General features: G+C 62.7%; 22 protein-coding genes and 2 tRNA genes. 7 read left to right on the top strand and 17 right to left on the bottom strand.

The window, feature by feature from the left end:
- Nucleotides 1-7: 7 nt before the first annotated feature.
- From ACN0X9_RS09020 to ACN0X9_RS08990, 7 genes are all read right to left on the bottom strand, one after another.
- Nucleotides 8-577, bottom strand: a complete 570-nt coding sequence (locus ACN0X9_RS09020) for a DUF192 domain-containing protein (RefSeq protein ID WP_417487281.1) — start codon at nucleotides 575-577, stop codon at nucleotides 8-10.
- Between the two features lie 109 nt (nucleotides 578-686).
- Nucleotides 687-1,175, bottom strand: a complete 489-nt coding sequence (locus ACN0X9_RS09015) for a cold-shock protein (protein WP_417487280.1) — start codon at nucleotides 1,173-1,175, stop codon at nucleotides 687-689.
- Nucleotides 1,176-1,525: 350 nt separating this feature from the next.
- Nucleotides 1,526-2,035 (bottom strand): 6-pyruvoyl trahydropterin synthase family protein, encoded by a 510-nt coding sequence (locus ACN0X9_RS09010; protein WP_417487279.1) that lies wholly within the window; start codon nucleotides 2,033-2,035, stop codon nucleotides 1,526-1,528.
- 123 nt (nucleotides 2,036-2,158) lie between these two features.
- A tRNA-Glu gene (locus tag ACN0X9_RS09005) sits at nucleotides 2,159-2,233 on the bottom strand.
- Between the two features lie 67 nt (nucleotides 2,234-2,300).
- A complete protein-coding gene (gene recJ, locus ACN0X9_RS09000) occupies nucleotides 2,301-4,112 on the bottom strand; it encodes a single-stranded-DNA-specific exonuclease RecJ (RefSeq protein WP_417487278.1) in 1,812 nt (603 codons plus the stop codon).
- 40 nt (nucleotides 4,113-4,152) lie between these two features.
- Nucleotides 4,153-5,109, bottom strand: a complete 957-nt coding sequence (glpX, locus tag ACN0X9_RS08995) for a class II fructose-bisphosphatase (protein WP_417487277.1) — start codon at nucleotides 5,107-5,109, stop codon at nucleotides 4,153-4,155.
- Nucleotides 5,110-5,161: 52 nt separating this feature from the next.
- Complete coding sequence (locus tag ACN0X9_RS08990; RefSeq protein WP_417487276.1) at nucleotides 5,162-5,491, bottom strand: hypothetical protein; 330 nt, start codon at nucleotides 5,489-5,491, stop codon at nucleotides 5,162-5,164.
- Nucleotides 5,492-5,574: 83 nt separating this feature from the next.
- Here ACN0X9_RS08990 and phaC point away from each other — a divergent pair, with 83 nt between their 5' ends.
- Nucleotides 5,575-7,467 carry a class I poly(R)-hydroxyalkanoic acid synthase gene (gene phaC / locus ACN0X9_RS08985; RefSeq protein WP_417487275.1) on the top strand — a complete coding sequence of 631 codons (1,893 nt, stop codon included), beginning with the start codon at nucleotides 5,575-5,577 and terminating at the stop codon, nucleotides 7,465-7,467.
- A gap of 25 nt (nucleotides 7,468-7,492) precedes the next feature.
- Here phaC and ACN0X9_RS08980 read toward each other — a convergent pair whose 3' ends face one another.
- Both ACN0X9_RS08980 and ACN0X9_RS08975 read right to left on the bottom strand, forming a co-directional pair.
- The gene (locus tag ACN0X9_RS08980) at nucleotides 7,493-9,379 is read right to left on the bottom strand and encodes an ABC transporter transmembrane domain-containing protein (RefSeq protein ID WP_417487274.1); all 1,887 of its coding nucleotides are present in this window, start codon (nucleotides 9,377-9,379) and stop codon (nucleotides 7,493-7,495) included.
- 34 nt (nucleotides 9,380-9,413) lie between these two features.
- Nucleotides 9,414-10,040 (bottom strand): class I SAM-dependent methyltransferase, encoded by a 627-nt coding sequence (locus ACN0X9_RS08975; RefSeq protein WP_417487273.1) that lies wholly within the window; start codon nucleotides 10,038-10,040, stop codon nucleotides 9,414-9,416.
- Nucleotides 10,041-10,152: 112 nt separating this feature from the next.
- Between ACN0X9_RS08975 and ACN0X9_RS08970 the strand changes: the two genes are divergently transcribed.
- Nucleotides 10,153-11,076: a LysR family transcriptional regulator gene (locus ACN0X9_RS08970; RefSeq protein ID WP_417487272.1), complete on the top strand. Its 924-nt coding sequence runs from the start codon at nucleotides 10,153-10,155 to the stop codon at nucleotides 11,074-11,076.
- On the opposite strand, the gene ACN0X9_RS08965 is transcribed toward ACN0X9_RS08970, so the two are convergent.
- The 3 genes from ACN0X9_RS08965 to rplM all read right to left on the bottom strand — a co-directional run bounded on the left by ACN0X9_RS08965 (nucleotide 11,073) and on the right by rplM (nucleotide 14,347).
- The gene (locus ACN0X9_RS08965; protein WP_417487271.1) at nucleotides 11,073-13,253 is read right to left on the bottom strand and encodes an alpha/beta hydrolase family protein; all 2,181 of its coding nucleotides are present in this window, start codon (nucleotides 13,251-13,253) and stop codon (nucleotides 11,073-11,075) included. The genes ACN0X9_RS08970 and ACN0X9_RS08965 overlap by 4 nt on opposite strands.
- 130 nt (nucleotides 13,254-13,383) lie before the next feature.
- Nucleotides 13,384-13,881, bottom strand: a complete 498-nt coding sequence (gene rpsI, locus ACN0X9_RS08960; RefSeq protein ID WP_011643452.1) for a 30S ribosomal protein S9 — start codon at nucleotides 13,879-13,881, stop codon at nucleotides 13,384-13,386.
- Between the two features lies 1 nt (nucleotide 13,882).
- Nucleotides 13,883-14,347 (bottom strand): 50S ribosomal protein L13, encoded by a 465-nt coding sequence (rplM, locus tag ACN0X9_RS08955; protein WP_011643453.1) that lies wholly within the window; start codon nucleotides 14,345-14,347, stop codon nucleotides 13,883-13,885.
- Nucleotides 14,348-14,561: 214 nt separating this feature from the next.
- Between rplM and ACN0X9_RS08950 the strand changes: the two genes are divergently transcribed.
- Nucleotides 14,562-15,977: an alkaline phosphatase PhoX gene (locus tag ACN0X9_RS08950; protein ID WP_417487270.1), complete on the top strand. Its 1,416-nt coding sequence runs from the start codon at nucleotides 14,562-14,564 to the stop codon at nucleotides 15,975-15,977.
- Entirely contained in the window at nucleotides 15,878-16,966 is a 1,089-nt protein-coding gene (locus ACN0X9_RS08945; RefSeq protein WP_417487269.1) for a hypothetical protein, read from the top strand. The genes ACN0X9_RS08950 and ACN0X9_RS08945 overlap by 100 nt, the downstream gene beginning before the upstream one ends.
- Nucleotides 16,967-17,037: 71 nt before the next feature.
- Here the strand turns inward: ACN0X9_RS08945 and ACN0X9_RS08940 are convergent, their stop codons facing one another.
- Nucleotides 17,038-17,517: a MarR family winged helix-turn-helix transcriptional regulator gene (locus tag ACN0X9_RS08940; protein WP_417487268.1), complete on the bottom strand. Its 480-nt coding sequence runs from the start codon at nucleotides 17,515-17,517 to the stop codon at nucleotides 17,038-17,040.
- 84 nt (nucleotides 17,518-17,601) lie between these two features.
- Here ACN0X9_RS08940 and ACN0X9_RS08935 point away from each other — a divergent pair, with 84 nt between their 5' ends.
- A complete protein-coding gene (locus ACN0X9_RS08935) occupies nucleotides 17,602-18,450 on the top strand; it encodes a CPBP family intramembrane glutamic endopeptidase (protein ID WP_417487267.1) in 849 nt (282 codons plus the stop codon).
- A gap of 14 nt (nucleotides 18,451-18,464) precedes the next feature.
- Here ACN0X9_RS08935 and ACN0X9_RS08930 read toward each other — a convergent pair whose 3' ends face one another.
- On the bottom strand, nucleotides 18,465-19,490 hold the full coding sequence (locus ACN0X9_RS08930; protein WP_417487266.1) for a COX15/CtaA family protein: 1,026 nt from the start codon (nucleotides 19,488-19,490) through the stop codon (nucleotides 18,465-18,467).
- A gap of 151 nt (nucleotides 19,491-19,641) precedes the next feature.
- Here ACN0X9_RS08930 and ACN0X9_RS08925 point away from each other — a divergent pair, with 151 nt between their 5' ends.
- Complete coding sequence (locus ACN0X9_RS08925; RefSeq protein WP_417487265.1) at nucleotides 19,642-20,907, top strand: NAD(P)/FAD-dependent oxidoreductase; 1,266 nt, start codon at nucleotides 19,642-19,644, stop codon at nucleotides 20,905-20,907.
- 2 nt (nucleotides 20,908-20,909) lie between these two features.
- Nucleotides 20,910-21,395 carry a hypothetical protein gene (locus tag ACN0X9_RS08920; RefSeq protein ID WP_417487264.1) on the top strand — a complete coding sequence of 162 codons (486 nt, stop codon included), beginning with the start codon at nucleotides 20,910-20,912 and terminating at the stop codon, nucleotides 21,393-21,395.
- Between the two features lie 38 nt (nucleotides 21,396-21,433).
- Here the strand turns inward: ACN0X9_RS08920 and ACN0X9_RS08915 are convergent.
- From ACN0X9_RS08915 to ACN0X9_RS08905, 3 genes are all read right to left on the bottom strand, one after another.
- Nucleotides 21,434-21,511, bottom strand: a tRNA-Pro gene (locus ACN0X9_RS08915).
- A gap of 120 nt (nucleotides 21,512-21,631) precedes the next feature.
- Nucleotides 21,632-22,099: a MerR family transcriptional regulator gene (locus ACN0X9_RS08910; protein ID WP_417487263.1), complete on the bottom strand. Its 468-nt coding sequence runs from the start codon at nucleotides 22,097-22,099 to the stop codon at nucleotides 21,632-21,634.
- 30 nt (nucleotides 22,100-22,129) lie between these two features.
- The gene (locus ACN0X9_RS08905) at nucleotides 22,130-22,435 is read right to left on the bottom strand and encodes an integration host factor subunit alpha (RefSeq protein ID WP_011643461.1); all 306 of its coding nucleotides are present in this window, start codon (nucleotides 22,433-22,435) and stop codon (nucleotides 22,130-22,132) included.
- Between the last annotated feature and the right edge of the window lie 5 nt (nucleotides 22,436-22,440).

Raw genomic sequence — 22,440 nt, 5'->3', positions numbered from 1 at the left:
GGCAAGCCTACTGAGCGTCGGCAGGTGCATCGAGTGCAGCATCACTCTCATCGACCGGCGCTGCATCGGCACCGTCATTGCCGAAAATGGCGTGCTGGATGGTATCGCCGGGACGGATTCCCATGGCAACGGCCTGACCGGCGCCCAGTTCAAGCACTCCGCCAACAATCGCGTCCGATCCCAGACTGCGCAGTGATTCCGCTTGGGCAAAGGCAATGATCTTCACGACCTGCCCATCCGGATCAATGAAAACGAGATCGAGGTCGACCAGCGTGTTTCTCATCCACATGGAAGCGGTTTCGGCCGGCGCATATTCGAACAGCATACCGGTGCCGGGCTCGACCGCCTCACGCCACATCATGCCGCGCTGTTTCTGCGCCGGCGTCGAAGCGATCTCGGCCATGATCACATGCTCATCCCCACTCGCCGTGCTGATCACAACGCGGTCGGGCCCACCAAAGGCGACTTCGGCGTCCTGGGAGGTGGGATCTGCAACAGGTTGGGAAGCGGGCTGCTGGGCCGAAGCGGCGGCAGCAACGCCAAAAGCCAGAAGGCTGGAAAGGATCAGATTGCGCATGGCCGGAACCTAGCTGCGGGCCCGAATGGACGCAACGCCCAAACGCAAGGCGTGCCGCAGCGCTCTTCGCCCGCCAGGCCGGAATGCTCCGCCCCCCTCCCGACTGAATTCACGCCAGTCCGGCGGCCTTGATCTCGGCGGCCAGCGCCCCTTTGGGCCCCTCGACACACCGGACTTCCAGGCGGTCACCCGGCTGGATGTCCTCGAAACCGGCACGGCGCAGCGTCGCGGCGTGCAGGAAAACATCGCCCTCGACATCGTCACAGGTGACGAAGCCATAGCCTCGCAATGCGTCGAACCACTTCACCACCGCATCACAGAACGGCGTGTTGACCACTGCGTAGGGATGGAAACGTCTCGGGCGCGCCTCGGTTTCGCTGTCGCCGCCGGTCATCTCGACCAGCTCGACCGCCTGACGGCCCTTGTCACCCTGGACCGCCTTGCAAAGGATTTTTGCATTCGGCAGGGCCGGCCCCTGACCGAACCGTCTCAAGCAACTGGCGTGAAGGAGAATGTCACCCTGACCGTCGCTTGCATCGATGAACCCGTAGCCCCGAGCCGGATCGTACCATTTTACCCGGCCTTCGAGCTCAAGCATCTCTGTGTCTTCAAAGACTTCGTGAGCCAAAACCATAATGTCACTCGCTTAAACAACCCTCGAGCGAATGATTGTTACACAAATGACATTGTTAAGAGAAGGTGAAACCGGCGCTTGGTTGCATAACAAGTATTCCAAATATTGATACTGAAATCCATTCTCAGGACTTAAGCCACAATATCTTGTGGCCAGACTGATTTCCCCACGCTACCTGATGCGATTGTGATAACATATTCACGACCTGCTATTTTTCGCCTCAAAGGCGAATTATCCGGTCAGCGTTTGCGGGTACATCCCACAGATCCGGGGTCTGTCGATCGAAATACCGTCCGTGGACGGTCAATCACGAATCAATCATCAGCCAGATCGTCATGCATGCGTTCGACTTCGACCAGCCGCGTCATCGCGGTGGCCGAGCGATAGATGGCAGAGTTGGATGCGTGTTCGGAGCATTCCACGGACTCGACCCAGCACCGCCCACCCGTTGCCGCCCGGACGACTTCGGACGCCTTGTTGAAAGCCATCTCGGCCATGCGCTCGCAACTGGTGCCGGCCACCACCTTGACGCGGGCCAGTCCCCGCTCACCCAGAGCCTCGAGGACCGCCCGCTCGGGATCATCCTCGGCGACAAGAATCGTATGGTCGAACATGTCATGCAGCCAGTCCTTGATCGGCCCAAATCCACCCTTGCCGAAATCCAGGACCCAGCCGCGCTTGTCCAGCTGTTCGGCGGCAAACACGAAATTGAACCCGAATGAATAGCCATGAAGCAGGGCGCAATGGCTGTCGGCTGCCCATTGCCGGGAGCAACAGGTCAGTCCGCGTTCATTGCCATAGGATTTGGTCGACAAATGCGCCATGCCTGAACTCCTGTGTCGTATTCGGTGTCGGCCTATAGCCTGCGGCATGCAACGACGCAAACCCGTGCGCACGCGCGCTTGGTGAGGGTCGACTGAAAGCCATTCGTGTGGGGAAGAACATCGTGGCAGTCCCTAGGGGAATCGAACCCCTCTTTCCAGGTTGAAAACCTGGCGTCCTAACCGATAGACGAAGGGACCGCAGCGATGTGAGGGCCGTCGTATAGAAAAGCCTGAGCGACCTTGCAAGCGGGATTTCCGCAAAATGTCATCGAGCTGCAGTTGAAAGATCTTCCAAGTGAAGCTGGACACGCTCGCGACCCTGCCAAGCGTCCAGTTTAAGTCGACCGAAGGCATGGAACAAGCCTGGCCCGGCGGCCAACAACGCCTCACCGATCGGTGTATCGGCACAGCGAAAACAAATCCCGTCCACGCGCCGGCTGTCCGGGTCACTCAGGGTAAAGCGCACGTGGTCGGTTCCGACCCGCTTGGCAAAACTGACCCGCATGCCCGGCAGGACGAAGCGCGGTTCGGCATTGCCCTGACCGAACGGGGCGGCACGCTCCAGCATTCTGGCAAGCTCGAGGGTGACACCGGAAGCCGTCAGGACACCGTCCGCCTTCAACGCCATCTCGTCAGCCGCGGCAGCGAGTTCCGGAGCCAGGCGCTCGTCAAGGAAGGCCACCAATTCAGTTATCCGGTCCGGATCCATGCTGAGCCCGCCGGCCATGGCGTGACCGCCTCCGGATGTCAGCAGACCGGCCTCGCGCGCAGCCGCGATGGCGCCTCCCAGATTGACCCCCGGTACCGATCGGCCGGAGCCCTTGCCCACTGGCGGCTGAGCCTCGCGGTCAATTCCGATGACAATCACCGGCTTGTCAAAGCGTTCCTTGAGGCGCCCGGCGACGACGCCGATCACCCCGGGATGCCAGCCCTCACCCGCAGCGATCAGGATCGCCCGGTCAGCGGCCTGCCCCTCCAGCTGCTGCGAAGCCGCCTCAAGCACGTCGGCTTCAATCGCCCGGCGTTCGGTGTTGAGACCATCAAGCTCGCCGGCAATGCGCCGTGCCAGGGTCTCATCCTCTGTCGTCAGTAAGGTCGCGCCCAGATCGGCCCGACCGACCCGGCCACCGGCATTGATCCGCGGCCCGATCAGGAAGCCGGCATGATAGGTACCGGCCTCGCCTTCAACGCCGGAAGCCTCTGCCAGGCAGCGCAGGCCGAGATGGCGCCAGCCGCCCATGGCCTTCAGCCCCTGTGCGGTGATCGCGCGGTTGACCCCGGTCAGGGGCACCACGTCGCAAATGGTTCCGAGCGCCGCCAGATCGATCCAGTCGAGCAGGCTGGGCTCATTGTCCGGGGTGATGAGGCCCCGGCGACGACCTTCCCGGTTGAGCGCGGCGAGAAAGACGAAGGTCACACCAGCGGCCGCCAGGTGTCCACAACCGGACCGGTCGTCCGACCGGTTCGGGTTCACCAGCGCCGAGGCGGGCGGCATGTCGGCATCCATCAGGTGATGGTCGATCACGATAACATCCAGACCGATCGACGCGGCATGCGCCAGCGCGGCGTGGGCCGCGGCACCGCAATCCACGGTGATGACCAGTTCAGCGCCACGCGCCTTCAAGGTCTCGAAGGCCGCGCCGGAAGGGCCATACCCCTCCTCGACCCGGTCGGGGACATAAATGTCGGCGGTCCGGCCGAAATGTCGGAAATAGCGGATCAGCTGGGCTGCCGAGGTGGCGCCATCAACGTCGTAATCGGCGAACACCGCCATCGGGCGTTCCGCGTCGATCGCATCCCAGACCAGACCGGCCGCCTTGTCCATGTCCGCGAAGTCCGACGGGTCCGGGAAGCTATCACGCAATCGCGGCGACAGGTAGCCGGCTGCCGTCCCGGGCGTGATCCCCCGCGCCGCCATCACTCGCGCCAGGGCGTCGGGTATCGACTGCTGACGGGCGATCGTCACGACGTCGCCCTCATCCGCCTCGCGCAATCGCCAACGCTTTCCGGAAAGCGAACGGCTCACCCCCAGGAGTGGAGATGAGCCGTCTGTTTCGTTCAGCGTTTCTTCGAGCATCACACCATCAATCAAGGCGCCGCAATCAAATCACCTGCATTCAGGCAACCGGTCGGGCTGACCGGATACGGCGGATCGAATGATCGGCTGAGTCGAGCAAAAGCGTATGGGTGTGCGCCATGCCGCCAGAAAAGCTGACCCCGTCAACCAGATCACCATCGGTGACACCGGCGGCCACGAAGAGGCAGTGGCTGGCGGCGAGTTCGGCCACATCATACTTGCGATCGAGATCGGTCACGCCGGTCCGTGCGGCGCGGGCCCGCTCGTCATCATTGCGGAAAACGAGGCGCGCCTGCATTTGCCCGCCGATACAGCGCAGGGCTGACGCCAGCAACACGCCTTCCGGCGCCCCGCCCTGACCGATATACATGTCGACGCCAGCTCCCAGCCCGGCCGTGCCCATGCCACCCGCGACATCGCCATCCGGGATCAACCGGATACGACCGCCGGCGGCCTTCACACCGTCAATGATCGGCTGATGGCGCTCGCGCTCCAGGATGCAGACCGTGATTTCAGACGTCTCGACACCCTTGGCCTTGGCCAGGTTGCGGACATTGTCAGCGGGCGACGCATCAAGATCGACCACACCCTCCGGCAGACCCGGACCGACCGCGATCTTGTCCATGTAAGTATCAGGAGCATGCAGCAGACCACCCCGCAGGGCGAATGACACCAGGACCAGCGCATTGGCCTGCCCCTTGGCGGTCAGCGTGGTCCCCTCCAGCGGGTCCAGGGCGATGTCGATCTCGGGTCCCTCACCGGTACCCACTTCCTCGCCGATAAACAGCATCGGCGCTTCATCGCGCTCGCCCTCGCCGATCACGATCCGGCCCTTCATCGGCATGGCGTTGAGGCCGGTGCGCAGCGCGTCGACCGCGGCCTGGTCTGCCAATTCCTTTTCCCCGCGTCCGATCCAGTCACAGGCCGCAACGGCGGCACTTTCGGCGGCCCGAACCGCGTGGAAGGCCAGATTGGTCAGGGCTTGGGTATCGCTCATGTCGTCTTCCTTGCATGCCTGCACGGTTCCGGTCCGGCAGGTGTCGTCTCTGTTATTGCTGGGGCGGCTCGGTGCGGGCCTGCCCATCGGTCACAAAATCCTCGGCCGAACCGCGCTGGTTGGCCTCGGTCTGGCGGGCTGCCGCCGCTTCCATCTCGGCTTTCTCCGCCAACAGTCGCCGGGCAGCGTCATCCATCGCCTCACCCTCGCCGCTGGCCAGCGATGTTACCGGTACCACCGCCGGTGCGCGACGTCCATCCCCGGCATTGTCCAGCCGGTCCTCGACCCAATCGGGATGCCGGACCTCGGCGGTCGGCATTTCAATCACCGCACAACCTCCCAAGAGGAGCGTGATGGACAGGACGCAGGGGACGTGTTGCATGAGCTCTCCTCGCGCTGGACGCGCGTCGCGCTTTCTATACGCTGATACGGGTCTGAGTCACCCGTTGATAACAAGGGACCACCATGAGCGAAAAGTCGGAAAAAGGCAGTTCGGCATCCGACAGCAATGGTTGGAGCGCCATGACCGCAAAAGAGCTGGAAACGCTCGATGAGGTCTCCCGCAACATGATGCAGGCCTCGCTCAAATCCCAGAAACTCCTGTCCGACGTGATGAGCAAGGCGCTCGAGGGGGACCCCGTCCTGCCGAATGCCGATCCGTTCCATTCCGCCCCCGAATTCCACCAGGTCTGGGAAAAGATCGCCAGCCAGCCTGACCTGATGATGCGCGCGCAGGCGGATCTGATGAAGGGGTATATCGACCTGTGGTCCAATACATCGAAGCGCATGATGGGCAGCGAGCCCCCCGGCCCCGCAGCGATCCAACCCGAGCCGGGCGACAAGCGCTGGCGCTCGAGCGAATGGTCCGAGAATCCTGTTTTCGACGCGATCAAACAATCATACCTGCTCAACCAGCACTTCATGATGGGCCTGGTCGGCAGCGTCGACGGGGTCGATGACCGCACCAAGCGCAAGGTCGAATTCCTGACCCGGATGATGACCGATGCCCTGTCTCCCACCAATTTCGCGCTGACCAATCCCGACGTCCTGCGGGAGACCGTCGAGAGCCACGGCGCGAATCTCGCGCGCGGCCTCCAGAACCTGCTCGATGACCTCTCCTCGGGAGACGGCCGACTGGCGCTGAAGCAGACGGACATGGAAGGCTTCCAGGTCGGGCGCGACATGGCCACCGCCCCCGGTCAGGTCGTGTTCGAGAACGACCTGATGGAATTGATCCAGTACGCGCCGACAACCGACACGGTGAAACAGCGCCCGCTGCTGATCGCGCCGCCCTGGATCAACAAGTTCTACATCATGGACCTTCGCGAGAAGAACTCGATGATCCGCTGGCTGACCGGTCAGGGCTTCACGGTCTTCCTGATTTCCTGGGTCAATCCGGGGCCCGAGCTGAAAGACAAGACTTTCAACGATTACATGCATGAAGGCCTGTTCGCAGCACTGCACGCCATCGAAGCAGCAACCGGCGAAACATCGGTCAACGCAGTCGGTTATTGCGTCGCCGGCACGATGCTTTCAACGGCTCTGGCCTGGCTGGAAGCGGAAGGGCAAGGCGACCGGATCGCCTCGGCAACCTTCTTCGCTGCCCAGTCCGACTTTGAAAAGGCCGGCGACCTGCTGATCTTCATCGACGACATCTGGATGAAGGAAATCGAGCGGATCATGGACAGCCAGGGCGGCGTTCTCGACGGACGCTCGATGGCCGACACCTTCAACCTGCTGCGCTCCAATGACCTGGTCTGGTCCTTTGTGGTCAACAACTACATGCTGGGACGCCAGCCTCAGGCCTTCGACCTCCTGTACTGGAATGCCGACCAGACACGGATGCCCAAGGCCCTGCACCTCTGGTATCTCGACAATTTTTACAAGAACAACCGGCTGGCCAAGGGCGAGCTGGAGCTGGGCGGGCACAGGCTGGATCTCGGAGCGGTCAAGACGCCGGTCTACATCCAAGCCTCCAAGGAAGACCATATTGCACCCTACCCGTCGGTCTACCGCGCCGCGCGCCTGTATGGAGGCCCGGTACGTTTCATGATGGCCGGGTCCGGTCATATCGCCGGCGTGATCAATCATCCTGACGCGAAGAAATACCAGTACTGGACCAATGATGATCTGCCGGAGACGGTCGAGGAATGGATCGCCGGCGCCAGCGAGACGCCGGGCTCGTGGTGGAGCAATTGGCGCGACTGGCTCAATGAGAATTCAGGCGATGACGTTCCGGCCCGGCGACCCGGCGACGGCAAGCTGAAGCCCCTCCGCAAGGCACCCGGTCGCAATGTCCTTGTCCGAAGTGATGGCGGCAAGACCACGTCTGACGGGCAGGACCAGCCCCCGGAGTAGGGAGCGACGCTGCCCGGATGCGGCATCACGCCGGTGCCGGCGCCGTCTCCGTGCCAAATTGCAGCTCGACATAGCGGGCGTACAGGCCGCCGCGCTTCAGCAACGCCTCGTGCTGCCCGACATCGACCACCGCACCATCCTCCAGCACCACGATCCGGTCAGCCGACCGGACCGTCGCAAGGCGATGGGCTATGACCAGGGTGGTCCGGCCCTCGGACAGGCGCTCGACCGCGGCCTGGATCAGTTGCTCGCTCTCGGAATCGAGCGCGCTCGTGGCCTCATCCAGCAACAATACGGGGGCATCGCGCAGGATCGCCCGAGCGATGGCCAGACGCTGACGCTGGCCGCCGGACAGGGTCGCAGCGCGTTCTCCCAGACTGGTTTCATAGCCCTGAGGCAAAGTGTCGATGAAGCCATCCGCATTGGCGGCGCGTGCGGCCGCCCGGACTTCCTCGTCACTCGCGCCGGGACGACCGAAACGGATATTGTCCGCCACACTTCCCGAAAACAGCGGCGCATTCTGCTGCACGATGGCCAGATTGCCCCGCAGGTCCTGCGGATCGAGAAGGCTGATGTCTGTCCCGTCCAGCCTCACCTGTCCGGTGACCGGGTCATGCAGCCGCAGCATCAACTGGAACAAGGTGCTCTTGCCGGCGCCCGACGGACCGACAATCGCCACGGTTTCGCCAGGCTCGACGGTCAGGGACACAGTCCGCAATGCCGGATCATCCGGCCGGGTCGGGTAGGCAAAGGAAACGCCCTCGAATTCGATGGCGCCACGCACCGGTTGCGCCAGTGTTGCAGGCGGATCGTTCACCGGCAGGGTCGAGCGCGAGGCGAGCAGTTCCATCAATCGTTCGGTCGCGCCGGCGGCCCGCATCATTTCGGTATAGGTCTCGGTCAGCATGCCGACACCACTGACCGCCACAAAGGCGTACATCACGAACTGGGTCATGGCCCCCGGTGTCATGGCGCCGGCCTGGACCTGCAGCGCGCCGAACCACAGCACAGCGATCAACCCGCTCAGAATCACCGAGAAAATCAGCGCGGTCATGATCGAACGCACGCCAATCCGACGCATCGCCGAGGCGAAGGTCATCTCTACCGCTTCGGCGAAGCGACGGCTCTCCTCGGTCTCGCGCGTGAAGGCCTGGACCGTGTCGATCGCCTGCAGGGTCTCACCGGCCCGGGCCGACGCATCGGCCAGATTGTCCTGGCTGACCCGCGAAAGCCGTTGGATACGCCGCCCGAACAGCATGATCGGACCCAGGATCAACGGACCCAGGGCCAAAACCAACAGGGCGAGTTTCCAGCTCACAACGACCATCAGGACAAGCGCGCCGGTGGTGGTGGCAACGGTCCGCAAGGCCACTGAGATCGACGATCCGACCACCGTCTGGATCAGCGTTGTGTCGGTGGTCAGGCGAGACAACACCTCGCCGGTCCGCGTGGTGGCGTAGAAACCGGCATCGAGTGAAAGAAGGTGTCCGAACACATCACGGCGCAGATCGGCAACGACACGCTCGCCCAGGCGGCTGATGAAGTAGAACCGGAAGGCACTCGCCAACCCCAACAGGATGGCGACCCCCATGCCGGCGACAAAGTAGACACCGAGGCCATCGCCAGTCCCCAACGGCGGACAGGATGCAGGCGGTGTCGCACCGGCGAACCCGCAATCAACCACCAGACGGAAGGCCGCCGGCAACAGCAGGGTCAGGCTCGAAGCCAGCACAAGGAACACCGCGAAAGCCAGCAACAGGCCCGGATAGCGGGTGATGTAGGGCAGCAAGCGACGCAATGGCTGCACGCTCTTCGCCTTGTCGCGATGCGCCTGATCGCGCTCAAGCTCGGCCGCGAAGCCGGACCCGCGTGCCTCGTCTACGGCATCGGCCGCCGCTTCGTGTTGGCTCATTTTTTGATCCCGGTCTCCTGGTGCTGGCGCTTGGTCACTCGGCTGGCTTGCGCGCCACCACGAACAGCGCTGCCGACGGCTTCGGTCGCCACTCATAGTCCAGCTCGAAACCGGTATCGGCAATCTCCTGCCTCAGCCGCTTGCTGCCAAACGCCTTTACCGGCGGGAAGGCGCCCAGCATCCGGCCAATCGGCAGGATCGGAACCATGAACCACATGCCATCCATCAGGCAGGCCGTGCTGGTGATGAAGACTCCACCCGGTTTGAGCAGGCGCATGGCCTTGTCCATGGCCGCCTGGCGATCCTCCAGCAGATGCAGGATGCTCATCCCGAGCACCACGTCGAACTCGCCTTCCGGGAGGTCAAGCTCAAGAAAGTCGCCGCGCTGGTAGCGGATATTGGTCACCCCCTCCTCATCGCCCCGGGCCGCGGCGATTCGCAGCATTTCTCCGGAGATATCCGTCGCCAGGATGGATCCGGCCGCGTCAGCGAGCCGGCGCGCCGTGCCGCCTGTCCCGCAGCCGAATTCCAGGAGGCGCGTATCGGAGGTCAGGTTTTCGCGGATTTTCGCCAGCTTGAATTCCCACGACTTCACGTCCGCGATCGGGTCGTTGGAATATTTTTCTGCGATCTTGTCCCACCAGCGGTGCGCTTGCGTCATGTCATCTCTCTCCTGTCGCCCCTCGCCGTGTGCGATGGTGTCAGCTGTCATTTAGACATACACAGACCGGATATGAATTGCGGCGAAACGGGTTTCTGATATACGCAAATCCATGAATTGGTCCGCCATTGCCTTCGACTGGAATCAGATCCGCGCCCTCCTCGCCACCATCGAGGAAGGCTCCTTTTCCGGCGCCGCCCGCGCCTTGGGACAGACCCAACCCACCCTGAGCCGGCAGATCGCCGCGCTGGAGTCGGATCTGGGCATCACCCTGTTCGAACGCAACCGCCGCGCAACCGTTCCGACGGGCGCCGCGCTGGAACTGGTCGAGCATGTCCGCTCCATGGGCGAAGCGGCACAACGGATATCCCTGACCGCCTCCGGCCAGTCCAGCGCCATCGAAGGTCGGGTGACGGTGACGGCGACCAATATCATGGCCTCCTACTACCTGCCGCCGATCATCAAGCACATTCGCGAGACGGCGCCGGGCATCCGGTTGGAGATCATCGCCTCGAACGAGCTGCAGGACCTGCAAAAGCGTGAGGCCGACATCGCCATTCGCCACGCGCGCCCGGAACAGCCCGACCTGATTGCCCGGCTGGTCGGCGAAACCACCGGCCATCTCTATGCCCATCCGGATTATCTCGACCGGGTCGGGCGGCCGACCTCGATCGAGGACATCAACCGGCTGGATTTCATCGGTTTCGAGCAGAATGAGCGTGTCATCGAACACCTCAACGGGATCGGCCTGAACCTCACCCCCGACAATTTCCGCATCAGCTGCGGCAGCAGCACCGTGCACCATGCCCTCGCCATGCAGGGGCTCGGCGTCACGCCGATGACGCGCGACTGGATCGAACAGCATTCAGAGCTGGAAGAGCTTTGGCCGGACCTGCCCGCCATTCCGATCCAGACCTGGCTCGTCACCCACCGGGAATTGAACACCAGCCGCCGCATACGCCTGGTCTTCGATGCCATCGCCGACGGGCTGGACCAGCAAAGGCGGGCGAGCCGGGACCGGATGGCGACGAGCTAGCCGTTTTCGTCAGGCGACGTCGTGGCAGCGGCTCCGCCTTCTGCCTCGTGCGGCGTTTGCACCGGGTCGGTCGAGGTGTGAGGCGTCGCCGCCTGTGCCCCGGGACGGACCGGATTGTGGGTCGAAAGAAAGCCGAGCACATTGCGTAAAATCGCAACTCGCTGAGGCACGGACATGGCGCTGTATTGGTGTCGGGCGCCGTCGATGGCCGCACCGCTGACCAATGCTCCCCGACCGGCCTCATTGGCCGCTTCGGCAAAAATCTGACTTTGCGCAATCGACACGATTTCGTCGGCCGATCCGTGCAAAAGCAGAAGCGGGCGGGTCAGGTTGGCGGCACTCAAGGCCGGAGACAGCCCGATCTCATCCCGACCCCAGGCCCGCCAGTCCCCGATCACTCGCGCCCAGTACAGGCGTTGGTAATTGGCCCGCACGGTGGCTGAGTCCATCAATTCGCGAATGTCGGAGACACCGGCAATCGCGACTGTGCACAGGAAACGATCGGTCTGGTCGACCGCCGACTGAAGCGCGACATAGCCGCCATAACTCCAGCCCACCATGCAGGCGGCATCGCCATTGACCGCCGGATTGGCGAGCGCGGCGTCCATACCGTCATAGACGTCGTTTTGCATCGCCAGCGCCCACTGCCCTTCACCGGCATCCTGCAAGTCGAGGCCGAACCCTTCCGAGCCGCGAAACTGCGGTTGGAACACTGCATATCCGGCATGAACGAGGCTTTGCAGCAGTGGATCATACTCGTCATCGTCGCGCGATTGTGGCCCGCCATGCGGCATGACGATCAAGGGCGCCGGCGCGGCCGCTGAAGCCCCCTCGGGCAGCGTCAGATAGCCAAATTGCGACATTCCATCTCGTGTCGTGTACTCGACGATGCCGGGCGTGCTGAATCCGCTGTCTTCGATCTCGGGGTAAAGCGCACCGAGTTCGGTCACCGCACCGGTCGCCGGGTAGTAGAGCCGCAAGGTCTCGGGGTGCCCGACCGCACCGGTCCTGAACAGGACCACTTCGAGGTCGGCGTCCCAGTCTTCCAGTGAAACGCGTTCGCCCGGAAAGGCGGTCTCAAGCGCTGCCTGGATCTGCGCGAAGGTCGGCGACACAAAGACATCATGACGGATCGGATCCTGGATGCGTGCGCCGATGACCCGATTATTGCGCCAGTCGGTCCAGGTGGAGTTGACGTCCACAATGTCCGAATTGAATACCGGGCCATCGATGACACCATCCTCAAGGTCCATGCGGTATATCGCGCGGCGCCGGCCCGGGCTCCGGGCCTCTGACGGGGCGGCGGCGGTCGGGGAGAAGAACACGAAGTCGCCGGGTTCATCGAGACCCTCAAGCCGCTCGACAATGCCACTCCAGCGCGACCAGTTATTGGCCTCGAAGCGGACTTCGCGGTCCAGCGAAAAGTCCTCGCGGTGAATGATTCCGCGACGCTGCGACGAGGTGGACGAATGGACACGGAAACGACCGTCCTCACCGATCAGGGTCGCCACACGTCGCCCGCGGCGCGACAGCGCAAAGGAGGCCGGTGGACCGTCCTCGCTGACAATCCGCGAGTGCCGGTCCCAACCGAAGCCGTCAAACTCGAATTCGAATATGTTGGCTCCGCCCGCAGTGTATTCGACAAACAGGGCTGAATCGTCATGGCCGAGAGCCGTTGATTCCAGCGCCACCCCCCAGGGCAGGACGACCATGACGGCATCCTCGATCCGGTAGATCAGCTGCAGGTTCCGGAATGTCCGGTAAAAACCATCCTCGGTCTGGGCGACATAACCGATCCGGATCAGCAGGTGCTCGTCATCCAGCCAGTGGATTGCATCCAGCCGACGATAGTCCGGCAATTCCAGATAGGTCACTTGGGCGGTGCGCGAGCTGCGCGTGGGCGCCGCCTCACGAATGCCGCGCGGAATGGTGATTGTTTCAAGCTCGATGGTCCGCAAAACCGTGTCCGGATCGGCGGTATCGGCGATCACGATCGAACGGTCAGCCACCGTTGGCCCCGAAATATACGCGATCTGCTCACCATCCGGCGACAGGTCCGCGGACTGGAATTGTTGCAACTGGGCAAATCGTGTCGGCCAGTCCTGAAAGGCTGCGGCTGGCGCGGACAGGGTGAGGAAGGCGGCGACCGCGCTCAAGCAGATGCAGATACGGAACATGGGAACACTTTCGTTTCAGATCCGTGCGCAGCTTAGTCCGGTCAGCTCTGGTTGCAATCTCAAGCCTGAAACGAAAAACGGGCGGTGCCAGTGGCACCGCCCGTCTTGCATGCGTGTTGTTCTGTAAAGCTTAGCGCTTCGAGAACTGGAAGGAACGACGGGCCTTGGCCTTGCCGTACTTCTTACGCTCAACGACACGGCTGTCGCGGGTCAGGAAGCCACCGGCCTTCAGGACCGGGCGCAGGCCCGGTTCGAACAGCTGGAGGGCCTTGGAGATGCCGTGACGCACAGCACCGGCCTGGCCGGACAGACCACCACCGGTGACGGTGGCGATGATGTCGAATTCATCGACGCGTTCGGCAGCTTCCAGCGGCTGCTGGAGCAGCATGCGAAGGACCGGGCGTGCGAAATAGGTTTCCTGATCGCGGCCATTGACCGTGATCTTGCCATTGCCGCGCTTGATCCAGACGCGGGCGACCGCGTTCTTGCGCTTGCCGGTGGCGTAGGAACGGCCATGCTCATCAATCTTGGGCTCAGCCGGAGCAGACTCTTCGGCCACCACGGCGCCGGCATCGGCTTCCTTGATGACTTCCTTGAGGTCTTCGAGCGAGCGGGCTTCTTCAGACATATCAGCCTCGCGTATTCTTGGAGTTCATGGACTTGAAATCGACCACTTCAGGCTGTTGCGCCTCGTGTTTGTGATCGGGACCGGCATAGACGCGCAGGTTCGAGTACTGCTGACGGGCCAGCGGGCTGTCTTTCGGCAGCATGCGCAGCACGGCTTTCTCGACGACACGCTCAGGGAAACGACCGTCCAGGATCTTGGCCGGGCTGGTTTCCTTGATCCCACCCGGGTGACCGGTGTGGTGGTAGTAGCGCTTGTCGTCACGCTTCTTGCCCGTGAACACGACCTTGTCGGCGTTCACGATGATGATGTTGTCGCCCATGTCGACATGGGGCGTGTAGTCCGGACGGTGCTTGCCGCGAAGGCGGGTGGCGACGTAGGCAGCCAGGCGACCGACAACGGCACCCTCTGCGTCGATCACGACCCACTTCTTTTCGACATCCGCCGGTTTAACGGAGATGGTTTTCATAATAATCCTGCCTCAGGCCTGAATGGCTCAGGTTGAATTCGAAGGCGCCGTGTAGGGGGCATTTTCAGTTCGGTCAAGCGGGTGTCGAAATTCGACTGCAATTTTATACACCTATCAGTACGGTTACATAATACCGCAAGCTGCCAGAGCGTCATGCATCCGTCGTGAAGTCGTTGTAGTTACAGGGGGATCAAGCCCGCCCCTGGAGAGCCCCATGTCCCTGTCCCGCCGTCATTTCCTGCGCAACAGCGCTGCCACCACCCTCGCCTTTTCCGGACTGGCCGCCCTGTCCGCCTGCCAGCGCCGCTATCCAGCCGAGCAGGGGTATTTCAACCAGGTCGAGGGTTTCGGCGACCTGCGGGTCGATCCGGACGGGCTTTTCGACCTGCCGCGCGGCTTCACCTATGACGTGATCTCCTCGGCCGGACAGCCGATGAGCGACGGGCTGATCGTTCCGGGCGACTTTGACGGCATGGCCTGTTTCGAGCGGGCCGACGGACGCCTGGTCCTGGTTCGCAATCACGAACTGCGCATCGGCGAGGTCGAGAAAAGCCCGTTCGGCGTGGACAATGCCGGGCTCGAGCTGATCGACCGCTCACGGGTGCATGATTGGGACGAAGACGGAAACCCGCACATCGGCGGGACCAGCCATGTCATCCTCAATCCCGAAACCCTGGCGGTGGAGGACGAATACCTGTCCCTGGTCGGCACCATCAATAACTGCGCCGGTGGACCGACACCCTGGGGCACCTGGCTGACCTGTGAGGAGAATGAAACCAATATCGGGCCGCAAGCCGGTATCGAGCATGGCTATGTGTTCGAGGTCCCGGCCGATGCGACCGGCCTGGTCGAGCCCGTGCCGCTGAAGGATATGGGCCGCTTCCGCCACGAAGCTGTCGCCATCGATCCTCGGACGCTGATCGCCTACCTCACCGAGGACCGGTACAATGAATGCCTGTTCTACCGCTTCCTGCCCAACGTCCCAGGTCAGTTGGCCGAAGGCGGACGCCTCCAGGGCCTGGCCGTCCGCGGACGCCCTTCAATGGACACCCGCAATTGGGACAATGCCGCCATTGCACAGGGCGAGTGGCTGGATGCCGAATGGATCGATCTCGAGGATGTGCAGGCGCCTGAAGCCGATCTCGCCCTGCGCGGGATCGAAGCCGGTGCCGCCAAATTCACCCGTGGCGAAGGAATCTGGTGGGGTGACAAAGAATGCTATTTCACCTGCACCGACGGAGGCCCGCAGCAGCTCGGCCAGATCTGGCGGTATCAGCCCAGCCCAGTCGAAGGCGAGCCGGGCGAATCGGCACAGGCCGGACGCCTGCAACTCTTTTTCGAGAGCGATGACGAAGCGGTGATGGAGCGATGCGACAATCTGTGTGTCGCGCCATGGGGCGATCTAATCGTGGTCGAGGACGGACCTGAAGACCAGTACATCCGCGGCGTGACGCCCCAAGGAGAGGTGTATACCATCGGACGCAACGCGGCCTCCGGGCCGGAAGGTCAAAAAAGCGAGATTTGCGGTCCATGTTTCAGTCCCGACGGTTCGACCCTGTTTTTCAACGTTCAGCGCTATCCCGGCCAGACTTTCGCCGTCCGCGGTCCCTGGCCCGCGCGTGCGCTGTAGGCGCATCGCTTCTGGCGCTGGCCGCCTGCGGCCCGGCGACCGACGAGCTGCCCGAGGATATCGGGCTGGAAGAGACCGGCGGGCCGGTCGAATTGCTGGTCACGGCCGCCTTCACGGCAGTCGAGGGCGGCAGCAGTGCGGTCGGCTTCCTGCCGGACCCGCAAGCGCCGTCTTTGGGACTGATCCTGTCGGCACCTCGCGTCGGCGGCCTTGACCTGTTTGATCTGGACGGTGTCCTGAAGACGCGCCACACCGGTGAACGCCTGACCGGACTCGCCACCGCTCCGAATTTCGAGCTGCGCGGCGAATCATTGCCCCTGATCTTCGGAGCCGCGGCCGACAGCCAGGCCGTTCGCGGCTTCGCCGTGGTGCGTGATGGTACCCAGGTGCTTGACCTGCCGCTCGGCGCCATCGAGCCCCTCGACGGCGTGTCCGGCCTGTGCCTGATGCGCGAAGGCGCAGGTTTTGTGGAACTCGTGGTGCTCAACACCGGCGCCCACGCCGAGATCTGGCGCGTCCGCGATGCCGGCGAAGATCAGCTCAGCGTCGAGCGCATCCGCGACTTCCCCCTGCCCGACCCGGCCAGACATTGCGCCACATTTGATGGTGATATCTACACCGCCAGCCCGGCCGGCGGCCTCGCGCGCCTGACCAGCGACGGGACACTGCTGGCCGATGCCAGCTATCCGGCATCCAGCCTGACCGTCGGCGAGTTCAACGGCACCCGCCTCGTACTGGCCGACAATGGCAATGGCGAGACTGTGGAGACCTTCGACGCGGCGACCCTGGAAGCGGGAATTTCGATCGACATCGTGGACGGACTGTCGACGCAGGGCGTACAGGTGCCCGGATCCTTGGCAGTCACCGCTGCCGACTACGGCTATACCGCCTACGCCAACGGCCTGCTGGCTGTTTACGATACCGCTGCGGGTCGGTTGAAGGTCGTCTCCCGCGACGCCCTCACCCGCGCCGTTGTGGCGGCCGACTAGCGACGGCCAATCGGCTGACTGACACCAAGGTGAGCCGCGCGAGCGGCTCATTTTGATTGGGCTGGACCCGGTCAGGAAATGCGGTCGACCAGCGGTCTCGCTTTCAGGGACTGCACCGCCTCAACTGCCTTGGCGGCCAGGTCGACACCCAGCTCGTCAAACAGCGCGTCCATGGCGTCGCGTATTTTTTCGAGCATCACCATCATCAGACCATACTGGTCCCGGCCAAGGGCAGTGAACTCCAGCACCTTGCGACGGCTGTCGGTTGAGTGCGGCCGTTTCGAGACGAGGCCGAGCTTGATGAGGAGCGCCACGCGTTGCGTCGCCACCTGGTGCGGTTGGTCCAGCGATGTGGCGATATCGGCGGCTGTCACGTCCGGCACCTCACCGATCATCAGCACGGTCGAAATGGCGCGCGGCGGAATGACGATGCCGGCCGCCGTCAGCAATACCTCGCCCTGGTCGGCAATGGTTTCGACCAGCCGCAGCAGCTTGTTCGAAACGAAAGCCCGGCTCAGCCGGTGGGTATCCATGATGTTGCTGTCGCGCATGACTTGCCTTTTATACAATCAATTGTACAATTAAGTGTATAAAATACACTCGTTGGTCCAACCCGTAAAGGAAAGCCACACATCATGACCGCCGCGCAAACCGACAAACGCTCAACGATCATCACCCTGCTGACATTCCTCGGCATTTTGACGGTCGCGAGTGCCCTGGCCCACTACGCCATTGTCGCCCTGGTGCCGACCTCGCTCTATGTCGGCACGCTGATGATGATGCCGACGCTGGCCGCCTTCCTGACCCTCAAACTCCGCGGCCGCAAGATTTCAGACCTGCCCTGGGGATGGGGCAGCCTTGGCGCCAATTGGGCCGGCTACCTCATTCCGGTTCTCTATGTCTCGATTGCCTACGGAATTGTCTGGCTGACCGGGCTGGGAGGCTTCGGTAATCCGGAAACGATCAGTGAGTGGAGCCAGCAGCTCGGCCTGCCAGACGCGCCGGCCTTTATCGTGATCGCATTGATGGGCTTGTTGATGGCGTTTGTGCAGTTCGCGAAATCGCTGGGCACGATTGCCGGCGAGGAAATCGGCTGGCGCGGCTTCTTTGTATGGGAGTTGCGCAAGATCTTCTCATTCAATGCCACATGCCTGATCAGCGGCAGTATCTGGGCCGTCTGGCACTACCCGGTCATCATCGCCTATGGCGGCGGGAACACCCTGTTTCAGCTGGCGTGCTTCACCGTGATGATCATCGCGATGAGCGTCATCATGACCTATTACACCTTCAAGAGCCGCTCGCTCTGGCCCGCCATCATGTTTCACGGCGCCCACAATATCTACATCCAGAAAATCTTCACGCCCTTGACGGTGGACAATGCCTCAACCGCCATGTGGACGGATGAGTACGGGCTCATGATCCCGATCATGGTGAGCCTGATTGCTGTGGTTTACCTGCGCCGCGCACGCAAGGCCGGTCTCTAGGGACCAGACCTGCGCTAAACGGCCCGCCGGGCCGTCCAGGCGGCCCAGACCGTGGCGATGAAGAGCAGGATCGCTCCGGCCTGGTGGGCCAGGGAGAGCGAGAGCGGCACGACGGCCAGGAGGGCGGCAATGCCAAGCGCAATCTGGCCGATCACCAGGGCTGGCAGGATCAGCATGAAGGGTTTCAGGGAGACGCGCGGCTCACGCCAGATCAGCCACGCATAGATGAAGACGCCGAGCGCAACGAGATAGCCGGTCCAGCGATGATGCATCTGCACGGCTGCATGGCTCTCGAAAACCGCCGGGAAGAAACTCATGCCGCCGAGATAGCCCTCTGGAATGAGGTCACCATTCATCAGCGGCCAGGTGTTGTAGATGCGTCCGGCATCAAGACCGGCCACGAATGCGCCGAGGATGATCTGCAGGAAGACAAGGCCCAGAAGCCCCGCCGTGACGCCCGCGAGGCGCCCTCGCCGCAGCGGTGGCGGCCCATAGCGGGCTTCCAGGGAAAACCAGATAGACAGACCCAGGATGACGAAGGCCATGCCCAGATGGGTGGCCAGCCGATATTGGCTGACATCGAGCCGGTCAGACAGACCGCTCGCCACCATCCACCAGCCGATCGCGCCCTGCGCCCCACCCAGCAACAACAGCCCGAACAGGCGCGGCTTGAGGCGGGCGCTGAGATGGCCGCGCAGCCAGAAAAAGACGAAGGGCACGAAATAGACCAGCCCGATCAGACGGCCCAGCTGGCGATGGCCCCACTCCCACCAGAAAATGAATTCGAACTCCTCCAGCGTCATCGCCGAGTTCTGGATCTGGAACTCGGTGGTCTGCTGGTAGAGCGCAAACTCGTCCTGCCAGTCCTGTTGGCTGAGCGGCGGAATGGCACCGGAAATCGGCTTCCATTCGGTGATCGACAGGCCGCTATCGGTCAGCCGTGTCGTGCCGCCGATGATGATCATGGCGCAGACGAGTGCGGCGACGACGAGCAGCCAGGTCGAGACGGCGCGGCTTTTGGTGCTGGAATGATACGGCATGCAATCTCCCGAACCGGCTAGGTAGCCCATCCACACATCGGCGCAAGGCTTGGGCTTCACCAGGCCGCCCCTCCATGCTGATATTGCACTCGCAGGACTGGGACGGACGCGCCATCATGTCGCAACCGGGCAGCGAATTTGGGGGACTTTGGTGAGCAATTCCGAACAGACGGTGATCATTCTGGGTGCGGGCCAGGCCGGGGGGCAGTGCGCTGCCTCTCTTCGGCGCAATGGCTTTGAGGGCCGCATCCTCCTCGCCGGCGACGAGCCCCACCCGCCCTATCAGCGTCCGCCGCTGTCCAAGGCCTATCTGTCCGGCGAGATCGACGAGAGCCGTTTGTGGCTGCAGCCGCCGGAAACCTGGACCGAGCAATCGGTCGAACTGCGCCTGTCCAGTCGCGCCAGCGCCATTGATCGCACCGGCAAAACCGTCCGCTTCGAGGATGGCAGCGAAGAAAGCTATACCCGGCTGGTGATCGCCACCGGCTCGCGGGTGCGCACCCTGCCCGTGCCCGGCGCCGATCTGGACGGCGTGCGCTATCTGCGCTCGATCGCCGATGTCGATGCGCTGAAAGCCGATTTCGCACCTGGCAAGCGGATCGCCATCATTGGTGGTGGCTATATCGGTCTGGAAGCTGCGTCGGTCGCCTTGAAGCTGGGCGCGAAGCCAGTCGTGATCGAGGCCATGGACCGGCTGCTGGCCCGGGTCGCCGTGCCGGAAATGTCGGACTTTTATCGCCAGGCCCACGAAGACCGTGGTGTCACCGTGCGCCTCGATAGCCAGGTCGCCGCCCTGAAACCCAAATCGGGCCTGTTCGGGCGCGGCAAGGCCGTCACCGGGGTCGAGCTGACCAGCGGCGAAACCATCGCCTGTGACAGCGCACTGGTGGGTATTGGCGTCATTCCCAATCAGGAACTCGCCGCAGAAAATGGCCTAGAGACCGGCAATGGCATTCTCGTCGACGAGGCCTGCCGTACCTCCGACCCGGACATCTTCGCCATCGGCGATTGCGCCGAACAGCATAACTGGCTGGCCGACAAACGCCTGCGCCTTGAAAGCGTTCCGAACGCGCTCGACCAGGCCAAACGCGCCGCCGCCGCGATCTGTGGATCACCGGCGCCCAAGCCGGAAGTGCCCTGGTTCTGGTCCGACCAGTATGATCTCAAACTCCAGACCGCCGGCCTGATCGGCGATCACGACAGCACAATCATCCGCGCCGGCAGCGACGAAACCCCGCGCAGCTTCTTCCACCTCGCAGGTGGCATCCTCATCGCGGCGGACTGCATCAATGACCCGCAAAGCTTCATGGCCGCCAAGATGATGATCGCCAAACGCGCCAAGCCGGATCCGGCGGCGCTGGCCGATCCGGAGATGGCGATGAAGGATGTGATGAAGGCGGCGCTGGCGGGGGTGTAGTCTTGGAAAATTCAACAATCATCGAAGCGATCACGAACGCTACAACGGGGCTGGTTCAAGTCTTAGCCGCGCTTCTGACACCAACAATAGCCATTTTGGCCTACTTACTTGCTAGGCGGCAACTAGCCCTAGCCAACAAGCGCTACAAGATGGACCTGTACGATCGCCGTTTCCGCATCTTCAATTCTGTCCGTATTTTCCTTAGCGATATCGTTGCAAACGGGCGGGTGAGCTACAATGAGGTTTCACGGCTTAGATCGGAGGTCGTTGACGCTGAATTCTTGTTCGGCAAGGCCGTTTACGACTACCTCGAAAGCTTGATGAAACGAGCAAATAAGGCCGCGCACTTTTGTCGCGAAGCCGAACGCTCCGATGAGAATGCAGCCGCGCTCGATAATGAGCGCGCTCATCTCGATTTTCTGTCAGCGCAAATTCTTGGCGAGACACCACCACTAAAGACGGTGTTCAAGCCGTTTCTCACCCTCTAGGCGCTCAAGAAATAGGGAAAGCGAGAGAAGCAAGCAAATGGTCGGAGCGGCGAGATTCGAACTCGCGACCCCCGGTCCCCCAGACCGGTGCGCTAACCGGGCTGCGCCACGCTCCGACACTCACTTGCTGGACAGGCAGGCCCGTCCGATGGGGAAGTCGCTTATAGGGGCAGGTTTGCCGCTGGGCAACAGGGCTGTCAGCGTGTCCTGCGGTCATTGCAGACCGGGACCGGAAATCAGGGTTCCAGCGCCGCTTTCAGCTTGGCCTGGGCGTTTTCCAGATCAGCCAGGATGTCGTCCAGCTGACGCTGTGGGCCATCAGCCGGTCGCGGCCGCGACGGCTTTGCCACCGTCGGATGTTCCTGGTCGGACGCATCAACCGCCAGCGCGTCGCGCGGCGAGGCGGAATTCGCCTGAGCCCCGGATTGATCACCCAGCGCCATGACAGCGGCGACGCCGTGATCCTTGATGTATTTGCGGGCGCCCTTGATCGTGTAGCCGTCTTCATAGAGGAGACGCTTCACCCCGCGCAGCAATTGTAGGTCCTGCGGACGATAGAAACGGCGACCGCCGGCCCGCTTCAAGGGGCTGATCTGGGGGAATTTGCTTTCCCAGAAACGCAGGACATGCGCCTGGATATCGAGTTCTTCGGCCGCTTCGCTGATCGTCCGAAATGCGTCTGCAGACTTGGTTGTGACCGACATGCGCTGTTCGCGTCAGTCTGCGGGTCCGCCCTAATCCTTGGACAGAGCCGAGTCGACGCGCTCCTTGAGAACTTGAGACGGTTTGAAGACCAGAACCCGGCGGGCATCAATGGGCACTTCCACCCCGGTCTTCGGATTGCGGCCCACCCGCCCGCGCTTGTCGCGCAGCAGGAAGGAGCCGAAAGATGAGAGCTTCACCGATTGGCCGGCGGCCAGATTGTCCGACACCATGGCCAGGACCGACTGGACCAGATCCGCTGACTCCTGGCGAGACAGGCCGACCTCCCGGTAGACAGATTCAGCCAGATCAGCTCGCGTCAAGGTTTTATCCGACATAGGCA

The sequence above is a fragment of the Maricaulis sp. genome (assembly GCF_048268525.1).
Lineage (GTDB): Bacteria > Pseudomonadota > Alphaproteobacteria > Caulobacterales > Maricaulaceae > Maricaulis.
This window is presented reverse-complemented; position numbering and strand designations above follow the sequence as displayed.

What these genes read in the sequence shown, in the direction of transcription:
- ACN0X9_RS09015 (WP_417487280.1), bottom strand. Translation starts at nt 1,175, where the DNA reads ATGCTTGAGCTCGAAGGCCGGGTAAAATGGTACGATCCGGCTCGGGGC.
- rpsI (WP_011643452.1), bottom strand. Translation starts at nt 13,881, where the DNA reads ATGTCTGAAGAAGCCCGCTCGCTCGAAGACCTCAAGGAAGTCATCAAG.
- ACN0X9_RS08930 (WP_417487266.1), bottom strand. Translation starts at nt 19,490, where the DNA reads ATGCCGTATCATTCCAGCACCAAAAGCCGCGCCGTCTCGACCTGGCTG.
- ACN0X9_RS08940 (WP_417487268.1), bottom strand. Translation starts at nt 17,517, where the DNA reads ATGCGCGACAGCAACATCATGGATACCCACCGGCTGAGCCGGGCTTTC.
- ACN0X9_RS08945 (WP_417487269.1), top strand. Translation starts at nt 15,878, where the DNA reads ATGTTTCAGTCCCGACGGTTCGACCCTGTTTTTCAACGTTCAGCGCTA.
- phaC (WP_417487275.1), top strand. Translation starts at nt 5,575, where the DNA reads ATGAGCGAAAAGTCGGAAAAAGGCAGTTCGGCATCCGACAGCAATGGT.
- ACN0X9_RS08970 (WP_417487272.1), top strand. Translation starts at nt 10,153, where the DNA reads ATGAATTGGTCCGCCATTGCCTTCGACTGGAATCAGATCCGCGCCCTC.
- ACN0X9_RS08975 (WP_417487273.1), bottom strand. Translation starts at nt 10,040, where the DNA reads ATGACGCAAGCGCACCGCTGGTGGGACAAGATCGCAGAAAAATATTCC.
- ACN0X9_RS08980 (WP_417487274.1), bottom strand. Translation starts at nt 9,379, where the DNA reads ATGAGCCAACACGAAGCGGCGGCCGATGCCGTAGACGAGGCACGCGGG.
- ACN0X9_RS08950 (WP_417487270.1), top strand. Translation starts at nt 14,562, where the DNA reads ATGTCCCTGTCCCGCCGTCATTTCCTGCGCAACAGCGCTGCCACCACC.
- ACN0X9_RS09020 (WP_417487281.1), bottom strand. Translation starts at nt 577, where the DNA reads ATGCGCAATCTGATCCTTTCCAGCCTTCTGGCTTTTGGCGTTGCTGCC.
- recJ (WP_417487278.1), bottom strand. Translation starts at nt 4,112, where the DNA reads ATGCTCGAAGAAACGCTGAACGAAACAGACGGCTCATCTCCACTCCTG.
- glpX (WP_417487277.1), bottom strand. Translation starts at nt 5,109, where the DNA reads ATGAGCGATACCCAAGCCCTGACCAATCTGGCCTTCCACGCGGTTCGG.
- rplM (WP_011643453.1), bottom strand. Translation starts at nt 14,347, where the DNA reads ATGAAAACCATCTCCGTTAAACCGGCGGATGTCGAAAAGAAGTGGGTC.
- ACN0X9_RS09010 (WP_417487279.1), bottom strand. Translation starts at nt 2,035, where the DNA reads ATGGCGCATTTGTCGACCAAATCCTATGGCAATGAACGCGGACTGACC.
- ACN0X9_RS08905 (WP_011643461.1), bottom strand. Translation starts at nt 22,435, where the DNA reads ATGTCGGATAAAACCTTGACGCGAGCTGATCTGGCTGAATCTGTCTAC.
- ACN0X9_RS08935 (WP_417487267.1), top strand. Translation starts at nt 17,602, where the DNA reads ATGACCGCCGCGCAAACCGACAAACGCTCAACGATCATCACCCTGCTG.
- ACN0X9_RS08965 (WP_417487271.1), bottom strand. Translation starts at nt 13,253, where the DNA reads ATGTTCCGTATCTGCATCTGCTTGAGCGCGGTCGCCGCCTTCCTCACC.
- ACN0X9_RS08910 (WP_417487263.1), bottom strand. Translation starts at nt 22,099, where the DNA reads ATGTCGGTCACAACCAAGTCTGCAGACGCATTTCGGACGATCAGCGAA.
- ACN0X9_RS08990 (WP_417487276.1), bottom strand. Translation starts at nt 5,491, where the DNA reads ATGCAACACGTCCCCTGCGTCCTGTCCATCACGCTCCTCTTGGGAGGT.